Here is a 13,703-nt window from a genome sequence, read left to right as displayed (position 1 = left end):
TCAGCCATTCGTTCACCCTCCCGCACTAGTCAATTGGCCGAAAACCATCACTTCCGGTCAACGGAAAGGGCGGCACCGCTGTGCGGTGCCGCCCCTGCCGGAGCCTGTGGTGACGATGCGTCAGAAGGTGATCCGGACCTTCAGCGCGGAGCGGTCGTCCATCGCCCGGTAGCCGTCCGGCACACCGTCCAGGTCGACGGTGCGGTCGAAGACCAGACCGGGCTGGATGGCGCCGGAGAGGACGTCCTCCAGCAGCTCGGGGATGTACGCGCGGGCCGGCGCGACGCCACCGTTGAGCGAAACGTTTCGGCCGAACATCTGGCCGATGTCGACGCCGGCGCTGCCGCCGTGCGGCACCCCGACGTAGCCGACCGCGCCGCCGTCCCGGGTGATCGAGATCGCGGTGCGCATCGACTCCTCGGTGCCGACCGCCTCCAGGACGGCGTGCGCGCCCTGTCCGCCGGTCAGCTCCTTGACCGCCTCGATCGCGGCCTCGCCGCGCTCGGCGACCACGTCCGTCGCCCCGAACCGCCGGGCCAGGTCGGTACGGGCGGTGTGCCGGCCGAGCGCGATGATCCGGCCCGCGCCGAGCCGGTGCGCCGCCAGTACGCCGCACAGGCCCACCGCGCCGTCGCCGACCACCGCGACGGTGGCGCCGGGGCGCACGCCCGCGGTGACCGCCGCGTGATGGCCGGTGGCCATCACGTCGGAGAGGGCGAGCAGGTGGGGCAGCAGCTTCTCGTCGCCCGCCGCCTCCTTGGGCAGCCGCACCAGCGTGCCGTCCGCGAACGGGACGCGCACGGCCTCGCCCTGGCCGCCGTCCGAGCCGACCTGGCCCCAGAAGCCGCCGTGCGGGCAGGAGGTCTGCAGCCCTTCGCGACAGAAATCACAGGTGCCGTCCGACCAGACGAACGGCGCGACCACCAGGTCGCCCGGCCGGAGGTCGCGGACCTCCGAACCGGTCTCCTCGACCACGCCGAGGAACTCGTGCCCGATCCGCTGCCCGGCCACCCGCTCCGCCACCCCCCGGTAGGCCCAGAGGTCGCTGCCGCAGATACAGGCGTTCACCACGCGCACCACGGCGTCGGTCGGGTGTTGGATCACCGCGTCCGGCACCTCCTCGATCCGGATGTCGTTGGGGCCGTGGATCACGGTGGCGCGCATGGGGGTTCGTCCTTCACAGAGACGGCCGCGTGGGGGTGTCGAGCGGCCGGGGAATATTCGACTGGGTGTACGACGAATACGCGTCCCACTCTATTCCGGCCGGTCGGTACGAACATTTCGACCGAGGACGGCCTCGACGGCGCTTATTCTGTTTGACCATGCATGCGATCCAGCCCGAGACGAACGGCGCGCCGCGGACCGTCCCCGTCCCCGCCCAGCGCTCCGCCGCCCCCGACGAGGGGTTCGCGGTGGTCGACGTCGAGACCACCGGCCTCGGCCGCTCGGACCGCGTCATCTCGGCCGGCCTCTACCAGCTGGACGCCGACGGCGAGGTCACCGACCACTGGTACACGCTGGTCAACCCCGGGCGCGATCCCGGCCCGGTCTGGATCCACGGCCTCACCGGTGACCTGCTGGCGGGCGCACCGACCTTCCCGGAGATCGCCGAGGAGTTCGCCGAGCGGCTGCGCGGCCGGGTCATGGTCGCCCACAACGCGCTCTTCGACTGGAACATGATCTCCCGCGAGTTCTCCCGGGCCGGCCTGCACGCCCCGGTGGACCAGCGGATCTGCACCATGGTCCTCTCCCGCGACCTGCGGCTGCCGCTGCCCAACGGCAAGCTGTCCTCGCTCGCCGGGTACTTCGGTGTCAGCCAGCGCCAGGCGCACAACGCCCTGGACGACGCCCGGGTGCTCGCCGAGGCGTTCCGCCCCAGCCTGCACCTGGCCCGCTCGGGGGGCGTCCCGCTGCCGCTGCAGACCTGCGTGGCCGTCACCGACCTCGGCGAGGAGGAGCCCGCCTCCCCCGGCCGCAGCTCCTGGACCGGCTCCTCCTACCGGCAGGCCCGCAAGCGCCCGCCGTGCCCGTACCCGAACCCGGGGCGCTGGGAGGACGGCAAGCCGCTGGTGCAGGGCATGCGGGTGGCGTTCACCGGCGACACCGCGACCGACCGCGAGCTGCTGGAGGACCGCGCGGTGGAGGCCGGCCTGCACATCGCCTCCTCGGTGAGCAGGCTCACCAGCCTGCTGGTCACCAACGAACCCGGCGGCTGGAGCGGCAAGGCCCGCAGGGCCCGCGAGGTCGGCACCCCGGTGGTCGGCGAGGACGCCTTCCTCCAACTGCTGCGCGAAGTCGCGCCGCACCCCGGTGCGTGAGCCGGGTGTGAGGTGGGCGTACCGTGCCCATGTGTACCGTTTTCTGCTCTCCCGGCGCTGGCTGATCACGCTGCTGATCGCCCTGCTGATGATCCCCGCCACCATCCGGCTGGGGTTCTGGCAGTTGCACCGCCACGAGGCGCGGGTGGCCCGCAACGAGCTGATCGCGCACGCCCTCACCGACCACCCGGTCCCGTTCGACACGCTGTCGGCCGCGCCCGGCGCCGCGGTCACCAAGGACCTGAACTGGCGCGCGGTGACGGCCACCGGGCAGTACGACCCGGAGCACGAGTTCGTGGTCCGCAAGCGGACCAGCTCGGAGGAGAAGGTCGGCTACTTCGTCGTCACGCCGCTCAGGCTCTCCGACGGCAAGGGCACCGTCCTGGTCAACCGCGGCTGGGTGGCGTCCGGTGAGTCCGCCACCACCTACCCGGCGGTGCCGGCGGCGCCGGCCGGGGAGGTCACCCTGGCCGGCCGCCTGCGCCCGGACGAGGTCGCGTCCGGCAGCATCCGGGACCGGGCCGGCCTGCCGGACCGGCAGTTCAACCTGATCAGCAGCGACCAGCAGACCAGGGAGAGCGGCGTCCCCCTGCTCGGCGGCTACCTGGAGCTCACCGCCACCACCCCGGCCCCGGCCGACCAGCCCGAGATGCTGCCCGAGCCCAACCACTCCGACATCGGCCCGCACATGGCGTACGCGATCCAGTGGTGGCTGTTCACGGCGATGATCCCGGTCGGTTTCTGGGTCATGGTCCGCCGCGAGGCCAAGGACCGCGCCAAGGAGGCCGCCGGGGCCGAGGTGGAGCCGGAAGCCGTACCGGCGTAGCCGCGGACGTGCCGCGAGCTACAGGACGTCCTCCAGCTCGCGCAGCAGCCGCACCTTGGCCCGGGCGCCGACCATCGACTTCACCGGCTCACCGCCCCGGAAGAGCATCAGTGTCGGCATCGACAGGACCCCGTACGCGGCCTGGGTCTGCGGATTGTGGTCCACGTCCACGGTGACCACGGTGAGCCGGTGCGCCTCCTCCTTCGCGATGTCGGCCAGGACCGGCACCATCTGGCGGCACGGAGGACACCAGTCCGCCGTGAACTCCACCAGGACCGGCCCGTCGGCCGCCAGTACCTCGGTCGCGAACGTGTCGTCCGTGACCTCCGGAACCCCAGCGATCTTCCCCATTTACCGCTCCTCCCACTCGACTGCCAACTCACACTGCGGCGTCTGCCAGGCGGCCTCGGCCGCCAGTTCGTCGCGGGCCTGCTCGGCCCGGGCGAACTGTTCGGCCACCTGCGTACGGACCTCCTGGAGCCGGGCGACGCACTCGTCCAGCTCGGCCAGCTTGCGCCGGTAGACCTCGAGCGAGGCCGGGCAGGAGTCCCCCTCCGGGTGGCCCGCCCGCAGGCACTCCACGAACGGGCGGGTCTCCTCCAGCTCGAAGCCGAAGTCCTGGAGCGTGCGGATCTGCTTCAGCAGCCGCAGATCGCCCTCGCCGTACGCGCGGTAGCCGTTGCCCGCCCGGCGGGCGGGCAACAGTCCGAGCTGCTCGTAGTAGCGCAGCGCCCGGGTGGTCGTCCCCGCCCGCTCCGCCAGCTCACCGATCCGCATGACCGCACCATTCCTTCCGGCCGCCGTTCGAACGCCGTCGGGTACGACGGTAGACCTTGACGCGGGCGTCAAGGCCAGCGTGCCGACGCGGTCGGCCGAAACTCGCCGGTACGGGCACCCCGGCGGCCGGGCCGCGCCCCCTACCCCGCCGCTCCCCCGACCCGGCAGGATGGGAGCCATGGATCTTGGACTGAAGGACACGGTGTACGTGGTCACCGGCGCCACCCGGGGCCTCGGCCTCGCGGCCGCCCGGGAGCTGGCCGCCGACGGCGCCCGGGTGCTGGTCAGCGGCCGGAGCAAGGAGTCCGTCGACGCGGCGGTGGCCGAGCTCGACGCCCTCGGCGGCGGCGCGGCGCACGGCCTGGTGGCCGACAACACGGACCCGGAGACCGCCGGGCGGCTGATCACCGGGGCGGTGGAGCGCTTCGGGCGGCTGGACGGCGTACTGATCAGCGTCGGCGGCCCGCCGGCCGGCCCGGTGAGCACCGCTCCCGAGGAGGCCTGGCGCGGTGCCTTCGAGTCGGTCTTCCTCGGCGCCCTGCGGCTCGCCCGGGCCGCCGCCGAGGCGCTCGGCGAGGGCGGCGTGATCGGCTTCGTGCTCTCCGGCTCGGTCCGCGAGCCCATCGCCGGCCTCGGCATCTCCAACGGTCTGCGGCCCGGCCTGGCGATGGCCGCCAAGTCGCTCGCCGACGAGCTGGGCCCGCGCGGGATCCGGGTGGTCGGCCTGCTCCCGGCCAGGATCGACACCGACCGGGTCCGCGAGCTGGACGCCCTCGGCGGCGACGCCGCCGCCGCCCGGGCCCGCAACAGCGCCACCATCCCGCTCGGCCGCTACGGCACCCCGGCGGAGTTCGGGAAGGTCGCGGCCTTCGCGCTCTCCCCCGCCGCCTCCTATCTGACCGGTGTGATGATCCCGGTCGACGGGGGCGCCCTGCGCGGGCTCTGACCCACCCGCCGGAGCGGGGTCACCGGCTACTCGACCCGCGACCGCCGACGCCGGCCGCCGCGTCCCGCAGCGGCGGCCGGCTTCGCCGCCCGCACCCGCATCCGCAGTTCGGCGGGCAGCTCGGCCAGCCCGAGGCTGGACCGGGCGTCGCTGCGCGGACCGGTCTCGAAGTGCTCCACCAGCTCGGCCGGCTCACCCCCCGGGGTCAGCCGCACGGCGGCCCGCAGCCTCGGCCGCCCCGACCCGCGCAGCAGCCGGACGGACACCCGTTCGACCTCCGGGAGGACCACCGTCCCGGTCTCCAGCGCCTCCTCCAGGGCCCGGGTGCGCAGCCGCAGCCGCAGCCCGCTCGCACCGGGCGTGGGGAGGACGATGGTCGCCGGGCCGCTGCGCCGCAGTTGGCCGAAGAGCCACCAGGCGGCGCCGGCCACCAGCAGGGCCAGCCCGGCGATCACCGCCGGCCACCACCAGGACTCGTCCACCCAACGGGTCCGTGACGCGGCGCTGACGACCGGCCGGTCCGGCGCGGCGAGCGGCCACCGGTCGGGCAGGTCCACCCCGAGCCGCGCGTAGAGGTCGAGCCCGCCGGCCAGCACCAGCAGGCCGGTCACCAGCAGCAGGACCCCGACCACGCCCAGCAGCACCCGGTTGACGGTGGACCGGCTCATCGCACCCCTCCTCGTCCGACCCGCACCCACGTCCGCACACCCGTACCGCACCACCCGCGCCGGGCCGGCACCGCGCTCACCCGGTCCCGCCGGGCCTGTCACCCTCGCCGGCCCCATCAGCCCTACCGAGCGCTGTCGCCCCGCCGGTCCCGTCACCCTCGCCGGCCCCATCAGCCCCATCGGCCCCGCCGAGCGCTGTCGCCCCGCCGGCCACGGTGGCCGCGTCGCCCTCGCCGGGGTCGGCCACCGGCGGGAGGACCGCGGCGCCCTCCGGCGGCGCGGCCGGGACTGCCCCGGCGCCGCCCCGGCCGCGCTTCGCCCGTACGTCGAGCCGGAGCGGCCGGGCCAGGGTGACCCCGGCCAGCTCCGCGCGCAGCTGCCGCTGCACCGAGGCGGCGTCCGCCGGACCGGTGAGCAGCACCTTCACCCGACGCCGGTTGACCCGGACGGTGAGGTGCTCGATGCCGGGCAGGCCGGCGGCCCGGTCGTGCAGGAGGGTGCCGACGCCGGCCCGGTCGATGGCGGCGGACGTGCCGCCGAGTGGTCGCAGCGGCAGCCAGCGGCGCAGGCCCGGGGCGAGTGCGAGCCAGAGCAGCCAGCCGCCGAGCAGGACGGCCGCCCCGGCGCCGAGCAGCACCCAGGGGTCGTCCAGATGGCGGGTGGCGAGTTCGTCGCCGGCCTCGGCCCGCCAGCGGCCGGCGGCGTGCCCGGTGCGCACGGCGATCACGTCGTAGAGCAGCGCGGTGCCGAGCACCAGGACGGCCACCGCGACCAGCGCGGCGGCCACCGTCCGGGGGGCCCGCGGCCGGGGCACCTTGACCGTGACCGGCTCCGGCCCGGCGGTCTCCGGCGGGAAGGCCTCCGGTGCCTGATCGGTCATGCCGCCCCTCCGGTGACCAGCCGCTCGACGACCACCACCACCTCGGCGACCCGTGTCCCGGTCAGCCCGCCGACCTGCGCGACGATCCGCTCCCGCACGGCCCGGGCGAGCGCGGCGAGGTCGGCGGGGAACGGCAGGTCGACGGCGACCCGGACGGTGACCGTGCTGCCCGGCGCGGCGACCGAGACCTTCGGCGGGCCGCCCCGCTCCGCCCGGCCGCTCCACGCGTCGGCGAGGGCCTCGCGGGCGGCCCGGGCGGCGATCCGGGCGTAGACCCGGTCGGCGACCCGCAGCCGCCCGCGGGCGCCGGGCTCGCGGCGGCGGGTGGCCGGGGTGGCGGGGGTGGCCATCAGCGGCGCCGGTCGCGGCCGCGCAGCAGATCGCCGAGGTCACCGATCTCGATGTCGCCCTCCAGCAGGCGCCCGACCACGAAGCCGACCACGCCCAGCGCGGCCACCAGCAGGAACGCGGCGAAGCCGCCGAAATAGCCGGCGAAGCCGAGGGCCATACCCACCACCAGGCCGACGATGGCCAGGTTCATCCGCTACTCCTCGTCTTCCGCTGCCGCCCCGTCGTGGGGGCTACTTCAATTTGGGCCGCTGTCCGGAGGGGACGCTCTCCTCTTCCTCCTCCTCGACGTCCGGCTCGTCGGGCAGATGGACGTCGTTGACCGCGATGTTGACCTCGACGACCTCCAGGCCGGTCATCCGCTCGACCGCGTCGATGATGTTCTCCCGCACCTGGCGGGCCAGTTCGGGGATGACCACGCCGTACTCGACGACCAGCGCGATGTCGATGGCGGTCTGCTTCTCCCCCACCTCGGCCTTGATCCCGCGCCCGATGCTGGACTTGCCCCCGGGCACGCGGTCGCGCATCGCGCCGAAGGTCCGGGACAGGCCCGAGCCGAGGGCGTGGATGCCGACGACCTCGCGGGCGGCCATGCCGGCGATCTTCTCGACCACGCCGACGGCCAGGGCGGTGCGGCCGCGTTCGGCGACCACCCGGGCGGCGTCGGCCGTCGGGGCGCCCGATCCGGGCGCGGCGGGGGTGGAGGGGTTCTTGTGCATGGTGGCGGGCGTCGGAGTGTCAGGCATGGGCGGTTCTCCCGTCGTACGGCTCCAGCTATATCGCAAATCGCTCCAACTCTGGCATTTCGCCACGATCTCCGCCCCCGGAGCGCCGCCCGGTGACACGACGGAACGCCGAAGGCCCGGCTCGCGGGATGGTCCCCGGAGCCGGGCCTTCGGCGTGATAACGCGTTCAGTCGCCGATGCCGGCCAGATCGCGCAGCCGGCGGGCCTGCGCCACCCGTTCGGCCGAGCGCTGCTCGTCGTACGAGCGGCCGCCCGCCCCCTGGAGCAGCGCCTTGGTCTCGATGACGGCGCTGCGCGGGGCGGCCAGCAGCGCGGCGGCGAGGTCGCGGGCGGCGGAGTCCAGCTCGGCGCCGGGGACGGCCAGGTTGGCCAGCCCGATCGCGGCGGCCTCCTCGGCGCCGACCCAGCGGCCGGTGGCACAGATCTCCAGAGCCCGGGCGTAACCGACGAGTTCGGTGAGCGGCTTGGTCCCGGCCAGGTCGGGGACGAGGCCGAGCGAGGTCTCCTTCATGGCGAACCGGACGTCGTCGGCGACCACCCGCAGGTCACAGCCGAGGGCGAGCTGGAAGCCGGCGCCGACGGCGTGGCCCTGGACGGCGGCGATCGAGACCAGGTCGGGCCGGCGCCACCAGGAGAAGGCCTCCTGGTAGGAGGCGATGGTGTCGTCGAGGTCCTTGTCCTCGGCGGCGGCCAGCTGGAGGAAGGTGCGCTCGCCGGGGATGCCCTCGGGGGTGAACATCGCGCGGTCCAGGCCGGCCGAGAAGGAAAGGCCCTCGGCGCGCAGCAGCACCACCCGGACGCTGCCGGGCAGCTCCCGGCCGACGACCGTCAGCGCGCGCCACATCGCGGGCGACTGGGCGTTGCGCCGTTCGGGCTGACAGAGGGTGACGACGGCGAGTTCGCCGTCGATCTCCAGACGGACGCCGTCCTGCTCCCAGTGCGAGGCCTGCGGGTCGGTGGCGGGGGCGGTCATGCGGGAACCTCCGGTGGCGAGGGACTTGGCTACCGGAGAGTAACAAAACTGGGCGCGCGATGGCAGGGCAACGACGACCGCCGGCCCGGAAGGATCCGGGCCGCACCCGGGCGCAGGGCGGCGGGCATGACGATCGGCGGCCGGTTCGCTCTGACCGGAGGCGGACGATCAACCATCGTCGCCCCGGCCCGCGCCCTGCCGCCGAGTCATCCGTCCATGATCTGACGGACCGTCAGGAGCTGGCTCCAGCAGTAGCTTTGTTCTTGCCCCGCGTGGCACCGCCGCGGCCCCGGAGGATCACTCCGGACTCGCTCAGCATCCGGTGCACGAAGCCGTACGAGCGACCGGTCTCCTCCGCGAGAGCGCGAATGCTCGCCCCGGAGTCGTACTTCTTCTTGAGATCGGCCGCGAGCTTCTCACGCGCGGCACCGGTCACCCGGCTGCCCTTTTTCAGAGTCTCGGCCACCCGTGCCTCCTCGTAGCGTTGCTCGGTCAGATTCCCATGATCACCCATCCACCGCCTCCTGGCCACCCATTCGACAAGGTCGATGCCGGGAATGCGTGGTCCGCCGGTGGTGATCCGAGCGCACAAGGGCGCTCACGCAGAGTGCACGCCCCCGGGGTGATACCGCCATTCGGCGCGAAAGAGCTGATCAGCAGCGTCGGCCCGACCACGATCGAGTGGCGGGCCGACGGAAGCTTCTCAAACGGAATCCCGGACCTCTTCATTCCCGGACACGCCGTAAGTACTAGTTTTTCTGGTCCAAAGAGTGGATGAGGTGTCCACTCCAGGCCGGCCGGAAGCCGGGCCCGGGTCAGGCCAGCGAGACCAGGTCGTGGTAAGCCGGGCTCCAGAGGTCCTCCACACCGTCCGGCAGCAGGATGATCCGCTCCGGCTGGAGCGCGTCGACCGCGCCCTCGTCGTGGGTGACCAGCACGACCGCGCCGCTGAACTCGCGCAGCGCGCCGAGGATCTCCTCGCGGCTGGCCGGGTCGAGGTTGTTGGTGGGCTCGTCGAGGAGCAGCACATTGGCGCTGGAGACCACCAGCGCGGCCAGCGCGAGCCTGGTCTTCTCCCCGCCGGAGAGCACCCCGGCGGGCTTGTCGACGTCGTCGCCGGAGAACAGGAACGAACCGAGGATCTTGCGGATCTGCACCAGGTCGGTGTCGGGGGCCGAGGAGCGCATGTTCTCCAGCACCGAACGCTCCGGGTCCAGGGTCTCGTGCTCCTGGGCGTAGTAGCCGATCTTCAGGCCGTGGCCCGGGATCACCTCGCCGGTGTCGGGCTGCTCCACCCCGGCCAGCATCCGCAGCAGGGTGGTCTTGCCGGCGCCGTTGAGCCCGAGGATGACGACCCGCGAGCCCCGGTCGATGGCCAGGCCCACATCGGTGAAGATCTCCAGCGAGCCGTAGGACTTGGAGAGCCCGCTGGCGGTCAGCGGGGTCTTGCCGCAGGGGGCCGGGTCCGGGAAGCGCAGCTTGGCGACCTTGTCGTTCACCCGCACCTGCTCCAGGCCGGAGAGCAGCTTCTCCGCGCGGCGGGCCATGTTCTGCGCGGCCACCGTCTTGGTCGCCTTGGCGCGCATCTTGTCGGCCTGCGAGTTGAGGGTCGCGGCCTTCTTCTCGGCGTTGGCCCGCTCGCGCTTGCGGCGCTTCTCGTCGTCCTCGCGCTGCTGCTGGTACTGCTTCCAGCCCATGTTGTAGACGTCGATCGCGGAGCGGTTGGCGTCCAGGTAGAAGACCTTGTTGACGACCGTCTCGACCAGTTCGACATCGTGCGAGATGACGATGAAGCCGCCCTTGTACGTCTTCAGGAAGTCCCGCAGCCAGGCGATCGAGTCGGCGTCGAGGTGGTTGGTGGGCTCGTCGAGGAGGAGCACGTCGGAGTCCGAGAAGAGGATCCGGGCCAGCTCGACGCGGCGGCGCTGACCACCGGAGAGGGTGTGCAGCTCCTGGTCGAGGATGCGGTCCGGCAGGCCCAGCGCGGCGGCGATGGTGGCGGCCTCGGCCTCGGCGGCGTACCCGCCCTTGGTGAGGAACTCGGTCTCCAGGCGCGCGTACTTCTTCATCGCGTTGTCGCGGGTGGCGCCCTTGCCGTTCGCCATCCGCTCCTCGTTCTCGCGCATCTTCTTCAGCACGCTGTCGAGGCCGCGGGCGGAGAGGATGCGGTCCTTGGCGAGGACGTCGAGGTCGCCGGTGCGCGGGTCCTGCGGGAGGTAGCCGACCTCCCCGGAGCGGGTGACCGTGCCCGCCGCCGGCATGCCCTCGCCGGCCAGCACCTTGGTGAGCGTGGTCTTCCCGGCGCCGTTGCGCCCGACCAGACCGATCCGGTCCCCCGGGGCGACCTTGAAGCTGGCGGACTCGATCAGGATGCGGGCACCGGCGCGCAGCTCAAGGGCGTTGGCGGAAATCATGGCTGGGACTACTCCTGGGACGTGGGCGGGCGCCTGGGCATGGCACAGGGCCGGGGCAGCGGAAGGGGGGCGTCGTCGGCAGATCGGCGGACCGCGCGGAGCGGTGCCGCTCGTCCGCTAGTGCCCGGAGAGAACAGCCATGACGGCAAGTCTACCGGGCCCCGTGGCGGGGCTCGGTGGAATTCCTCGCTGCGGGTACCGGTCTCAGGGCTGCGGGGTGCCCTCCGGGGCGGCGCAGCTGCCCTGCGGGCGCACGGCGGCGAAGGTCTCGGCCGGGCTGCCACAGGCCGCCTCGGGGGCCGCCGCCTTGGTGTCGAACACCTTGGGGCCGACGATCGGACCGTCCGTGATCAGCACCCGGCGGCCGTCCAGCGCCTTCATCGACACCGTCGGACCGGCGTTGAGCTGCCAGCCGGTGCTGTCCAGGCGGTAGCCGGTGACGCCGCCGGAGACCGGCTGGCCGGTGCTGTCGGTGCAGCTGCGCGGGACGAGCACCGCGTACTCGGTGCCCACCGAGCGGGTCGGGTCGTAGACGCAGTTCCCGGCGGCCTTGGAGTTGTAGCGGAGGTCACCGTCGGCGTCGCGGAAGCCCATGGTCAGGTTGGGCGTGACCACGGCCACCCAGGGCGAGGACTGCTGGACGGTGTACAGGGCCGCGGCGGCGCGCTCCCGCTGGAGCTGCTTGCGCTGCTCGTCGGTCCGCTTGTCGGCGCCCGGCTCGCCCACGCCGGCCAGCCAGTCCTCCAGGCCGGGCACCGCGCGGTGCCAGCGCACCTCGTGGTCACCGGGACGCACCGAGGTGACCAGGCCGTCGTCCCAGACCACCACGGCGTTCTCGCCCGCCATCGACAGGTAGAGCGCGGTGGCGCCCTCACGGCGGTACGACCACGCGTGCTCGCCGGTGGCCCGGTTGTAGGCCTCCAGGCCGGGGCCCACCTTCAGCTCCAGGCCGTCCGTCCCCAGCGACTGCGCGTTGACCGGGCGGGCGCTCGCGCCGCCCGGCTCGGCCACCCGGTCCCCGAACGGCACCGCCTTGTTGGCATGCGCGGCCGCGCCCGCCACAAGGACCAGCAGCACCGCCAGGGCAGGGAGGATCGATCGGGGGGTGAGGACACGCAGCGGCTTCCAGGACACGGGCGGAGCGTACCTTTCGACACCCTCACGAGTCAGCCGGACCCCGCCGGACGTCCGGACAGTGGTTGCGCGAACGGCCGATTCGCGCCCTTCACCGGATCCGCCCGCCCACCTGCGCCGTCGGCCTCCGGCCGCCGCGACGGCACCGCGGCCGGCCGGCCGGCGTAGGCCCTCCAGGGCCGTCCGGACTGTTACAGAGGTGATACACGGCGCATTGCGGCAGACGGCGTTCGAATATCGCCCACTTTAGGGTGACATTCGGCTTTTCCGACGCCCGAGGGGCCTACTGTCTGTGCGCGGGGTATCACGGTCCGTCCCGCCACCCCCGCCCCCGTGACGCCCGGAGGAGAGCCCATGCGACTCGGCCGCCTGACGCTGGCCGCCGCCGCCCTGCTGATGCTGACCACCGCGAGCGTCCCCACCGGGACGCCGCTCAGCCAGACCGAACGGCACGCCCTCTCCTCCGACGGCATCCAGCCCCGCGGCGCCGCCCCCCGCCCGGCCGTCCAACGGCCCAGGCACGAGGCCCCGTTCGGTGCCTTCGTCGGCTCCTGGGACAAGTACATCCCCCAGCTGGGCCGCTACGCGCAGTGGCTGAACAACGCCAACGTGCAGGTCGGCCACACCTATCTGGCCGGAAACAGCTGGGCGGACGTCGAGGGCGAACCGGTGGTGCTCGGCATGTGGTCGCAGTGGCGGCTGGCCGACCCCTCCCGGATGCTCATCCTCGGCGTCCCGATGCTCGTGCCCAACGAGGCGAACGTGCCGGACGGCGAGGTGGCCAAGCTGCTCGCCCAGGGCGCCCGCGGCGACTTCGACCGGCACTTCCTGCGGCTCGCCCACCGGCTGGTGGCCCTCGGCGGCGCGGACACCGTGCTCACCCCCGGCTGGGAGATGAACGGCGTCACCTACACCCACCGCTGCAAGCCCGACCCGACGGCCTGGAAGGCGTACTGGCGGCGGATCGTCACCGTGATGCGCTCGGTGCCCGGGCAGCGGTTCCGCTTCGACTTCACGCCCAACCGGGGGCTGGACGCGATCCCGTGGACCAAGTGCTACCCCGGTGACGACGTGGTCGACATCATCGGCATGGACAGCTACGACCAGCCGGCCGGCGCCACCTTCGACGACTACGTCCGCGAGCCGTACGGGCTGCAGGACCAGGTGGAGTTCGCCGCCAAGCGCGGCAAGCCGGTCTCGTACCCGGAGTGGGGGCTGTTCCGCAACGGGGACAACCCGGAGTTCGTGCAGCGGATGGTGGAGTGGATCCGCACCCACGACACCAGTTACCAGACCGTCACCGACTACTGCCCGCACGGGTTCTGGCAGTGCGGGCAGAACCCGCGCTCCAGCAGCCGGTTCAAGCAGCTGATGGCCGGGTCGAAGGGGGCGCCGCTCGCGCCGGCGCCGACGCCCCCGGCGCCCTCCCCGGCCCCGGGGGTCACTCCCTCCGCCGTGCCGTCGGCGCCGGCCACCGCCTCGGCCGGCCCGTCGCCGTCCGCCTCCGCGACCGCCTCCGTCTCCGGGGCGGCGGCCGCGCCGTCGTCCGCACCGGCCCTGCCGTCGCCGTGGAGCACACCCTCGGCCCCGGCCCCGGCCTCGCCCTCGGTCCCGCCCGCGCCGAACGGGCTGCCGGCCCGGCGCTGAGGGCCGGCACCCGGGCCCGCCGGCGG

16 protein-coding genes are annotated in these 13,703 nt (G+C 73.5%); 4 read left to right on the top strand and 12 right to left on the bottom strand.

Annotation, left to right across the window (positions count from 1 at the left end; genetic code table 11):
* Positions 1–120: 120 nt before the first annotated feature.
* Positions 121–1,164: a zinc-dependent alcohol dehydrogenase family protein gene (locus ACIQTO_RS32045; RefSeq protein ID WP_402395498.1), complete on the bottom strand. Its 1,044-nt coding sequence runs from the start codon at positions 1,162–1,164 to the stop codon at positions 121–123.
* Between the two features lie 158 nt (positions 1,165–1,322).
* On the opposite strand from ACIQTO_RS32045, the gene ACIQTO_RS32040 reads away from it, so the two are divergent.
* Together ACIQTO_RS32040 and ACIQTO_RS32035 are read left to right on the top strand one after the other, a co-directional pair.
* Positions 1,323–2,318 carry a DEDDh family exonuclease gene (locus ACIQTO_RS32040; protein ID WP_402395496.1) on the top strand — a complete coding sequence of 332 codons (996 nt, stop codon included), beginning with the start codon at positions 1,323–1,325 and terminating at the stop codon, positions 2,316–2,318.
* 31 nt (positions 2,319–2,349) lie between these two features.
* Positions 2,350–3,144 carry an SURF1 family protein gene (locus tag ACIQTO_RS32035; protein WP_402395493.1) on the top strand — a complete coding sequence of 265 codons (795 nt, stop codon included), beginning with the start codon at positions 2,350–2,352 and terminating at the stop codon, positions 3,142–3,144.
* Between the two features lie 18 nt (positions 3,145–3,162).
* On the opposite strand, the gene ACIQTO_RS32030 is transcribed toward ACIQTO_RS32035, so the two are convergent.
* Both ACIQTO_RS32030 and ACIQTO_RS32025 read right to left on the bottom strand, forming a co-directional pair.
* Positions 3,163–3,495 (bottom strand): thioredoxin family protein, encoded by a 333-nt coding sequence (locus ACIQTO_RS32030; protein WP_380574280.1) that lies wholly within the window; start codon positions 3,493–3,495, stop codon positions 3,163–3,165.
* Complete coding sequence (locus ACIQTO_RS32025; protein ID WP_402395490.1) at positions 3,496–3,921, bottom strand: MerR family transcriptional regulator; 426 nt, start codon at positions 3,919–3,921, stop codon at positions 3,496–3,498.
* Between the two features lie 178 nt (positions 3,922–4,099).
* On the opposite strand from ACIQTO_RS32025, the gene ACIQTO_RS32020 reads away from it, so the two are divergent.
* The gene (locus ACIQTO_RS32020) at positions 4,100–4,867 is read left to right on the top strand and encodes an SDR family oxidoreductase (protein WP_402395488.1); all 768 of its coding nucleotides are present in this window, start codon (positions 4,100–4,102) and stop codon (positions 4,865–4,867) included.
* 26 nt (positions 4,868–4,893) lie between these two features.
* Here ACIQTO_RS32020 and ACIQTO_RS32015 read toward each other — a convergent pair whose 3' ends face one another.
* The 9 genes from ACIQTO_RS32015 to ACIQTO_RS31975 all read right to left on the bottom strand — a co-directional run bounded on the left by ACIQTO_RS32015 (position 4,894) and on the right by ACIQTO_RS31975 (position 12,030).
* Positions 4,894–5,535 (bottom strand): alkaline shock response membrane anchor protein AmaP, encoded by a 642-nt coding sequence (locus ACIQTO_RS32015; protein WP_402395485.1) that lies wholly within the window; start codon positions 5,533–5,535, stop codon positions 4,894–4,896.
* A gap of 76 nt (positions 5,536–5,611) precedes the next feature.
* A complete protein-coding gene (locus ACIQTO_RS32010) occupies positions 5,612–6,415 on the bottom strand; it encodes a DUF6286 domain-containing protein (RefSeq protein WP_402395482.1) in 804 nt (267 codons plus the stop codon).
* Positions 6,412–6,765 carry a hypothetical protein gene (locus ACIQTO_RS32005; protein ID WP_402395480.1) on the bottom strand — a complete coding sequence of 118 codons (354 nt, stop codon included), beginning with the start codon at positions 6,763–6,765 and terminating at the stop codon, positions 6,412–6,414. The genes ACIQTO_RS32010 and ACIQTO_RS32005 overlap by 4 nt, the downstream gene beginning before the upstream one ends.
* Positions 6,765–6,956, bottom strand: a complete 192-nt coding sequence (locus tag ACIQTO_RS32000) for a hypothetical protein (protein ID WP_329490120.1) — start codon at positions 6,954–6,956, stop codon at positions 6,765–6,767. The genes ACIQTO_RS32005 and ACIQTO_RS32000 overlap by 1 nt, the downstream gene beginning before the upstream one ends.
* 40 nt (positions 6,957–6,996) lie before the next feature.
* Positions 6,997–7,509: an Asp23/Gls24 family envelope stress response protein gene (locus tag ACIQTO_RS31995; RefSeq protein ID WP_402395477.1), complete on the bottom strand. Its 513-nt coding sequence runs from the start codon at positions 7,507–7,509 to the stop codon at positions 6,997–6,999.
* A gap of 166 nt (positions 7,510–7,675) precedes the next feature.
* Positions 7,676–8,482, bottom strand: coding sequence for an enoyl-CoA hydratase/isomerase family protein (locus ACIQTO_RS31990; protein WP_402395474.1), 807 nt, complete (start codon positions 8,480–8,482; stop codon positions 7,676–7,678).
* A gap of 232 nt (positions 8,483–8,714) precedes the next feature.
* Entirely contained in the window at positions 8,715–8,948 is a 234-nt protein-coding gene (locus ACIQTO_RS31985; protein WP_049658450.1) for a helix-turn-helix domain-containing protein, read from the bottom strand.
* 349 nt (positions 8,949–9,297) lie between these two features.
* Positions 9,298–10,896, bottom strand: coding sequence for an ABC-F family ATP-binding cassette domain-containing protein (locus ACIQTO_RS31980; protein ID WP_402395471.1), 1,599 nt, complete (start codon positions 10,894–10,896; stop codon positions 9,298–9,300).
* A 204-nt stretch (positions 10,897–11,100) separates the two neighbouring features.
* Complete coding sequence (locus ACIQTO_RS31975) at positions 11,101–12,030, bottom strand: hypothetical protein (RefSeq protein ID WP_402395468.1); 930 nt, start codon at positions 12,028–12,030, stop codon at positions 11,101–11,103.
* Positions 12,031–12,384: 354 nt separating this feature from the next.
* Between ACIQTO_RS31975 and ACIQTO_RS31970 the strand changes: the two genes are divergently transcribed.
* Positions 12,385–13,677, top strand: coding sequence for a glycoside hydrolase family 26 protein (locus tag ACIQTO_RS31970; protein ID WP_402395465.1), 1,293 nt, complete (start codon positions 12,385–12,387; stop codon positions 13,675–13,677).
* Positions 13,678–13,703: the final 26 nt, after the last annotated feature.

It is taken from the genome of Kitasatospora sp. NPDC091207 (assembly GCF_044768625.1).
Classification (GTDB): Bacteria; Actinomycetota; Actinomycetes; order Streptomycetales; family Streptomycetaceae; genus Kitasatospora.
This window is presented reverse-complemented; position numbering and strand designations above follow the sequence as displayed.

What these genes read in the sequence shown, in the direction of transcription:
- ACIQTO_RS32045 (WP_402395498.1), bottom strand. Translation starts at nt 1,164, where the DNA reads ATGCGCGCCACCGTGATCCACGGCCCCAACGACATCCGGATCGAGGAG.
- ACIQTO_RS32040 (WP_402395496.1), top strand. Translation starts at nt 1,323, where the DNA reads ATGCATGCGATCCAGCCCGAGACGAACGGCGCGCCGCGGACCGTCCCC.
- ACIQTO_RS32030 (WP_380574280.1), bottom strand. Translation starts at nt 3,495, where the DNA reads ATGGGGAAGATCGCTGGGGTTCCGGAGGTCACGGACGACACGTTCGCG.
- ACIQTO_RS32025 (WP_402395490.1), bottom strand. Translation starts at nt 3,921, where the DNA reads ATGCGGATCGGTGAGCTGGCGGAGCGGGCGGGGACGACCACCCGGGCG.
- ACIQTO_RS32020 (WP_402395488.1), top strand. Translation starts at nt 4,100, where the DNA reads ATGGATCTTGGACTGAAGGACACGGTGTACGTGGTCACCGGCGCCACC.
- ACIQTO_RS32015 (WP_402395485.1), bottom strand. Translation starts at nt 5,535, where the DNA reads ATGAGCCGGTCCACCGTCAACCGGGTGCTGCTGGGCGTGGTCGGGGTC.
- ACIQTO_RS32010 (WP_402395482.1), bottom strand. Translation starts at nt 6,415, where the DNA reads ATGACCGATCAGGCACCGGAGGCCTTCCCGCCGGAGACCGCCGGGCCG.
- ACIQTO_RS32005 (WP_402395480.1), bottom strand. Translation starts at nt 6,765, where the DNA reads ATGGCCACCCCCGCCACCCCGGCCACCCGCCGCCGCGAGCCCGGCGCC.
- ACIQTO_RS32000 (WP_329490120.1), bottom strand. Translation starts at nt 6,956, where the DNA reads ATGAACCTGGCCATCGTCGGCCTGGTGGTGGGTATGGCCCTCGGCTTC.
- ACIQTO_RS31995 (WP_402395477.1), bottom strand. Translation starts at nt 7,509, where the DNA reads ATGCCTGACACTCCGACGCCCGCCACCATGCACAAGAACCCCTCCACC.
- ACIQTO_RS31990 (WP_402395474.1), bottom strand. Translation starts at nt 8,482, where the DNA reads ATGACCGCCCCCGCCACCGACCCGCAGGCCTCGCACTGGGAGCAGGAC.
- ACIQTO_RS31980 (WP_402395471.1), bottom strand. Translation starts at nt 10,896, where the DNA reads ATGATTTCCGCCAACGCCCTTGAGCTGCGCGCCGGTGCCCGCATCCTG.
- ACIQTO_RS31970 (WP_402395465.1), top strand. Translation starts at nt 12,385, where the DNA reads ATGCGACTCGGCCGCCTGACGCTGGCCGCCGCCGCCCTGCTGATGCTG.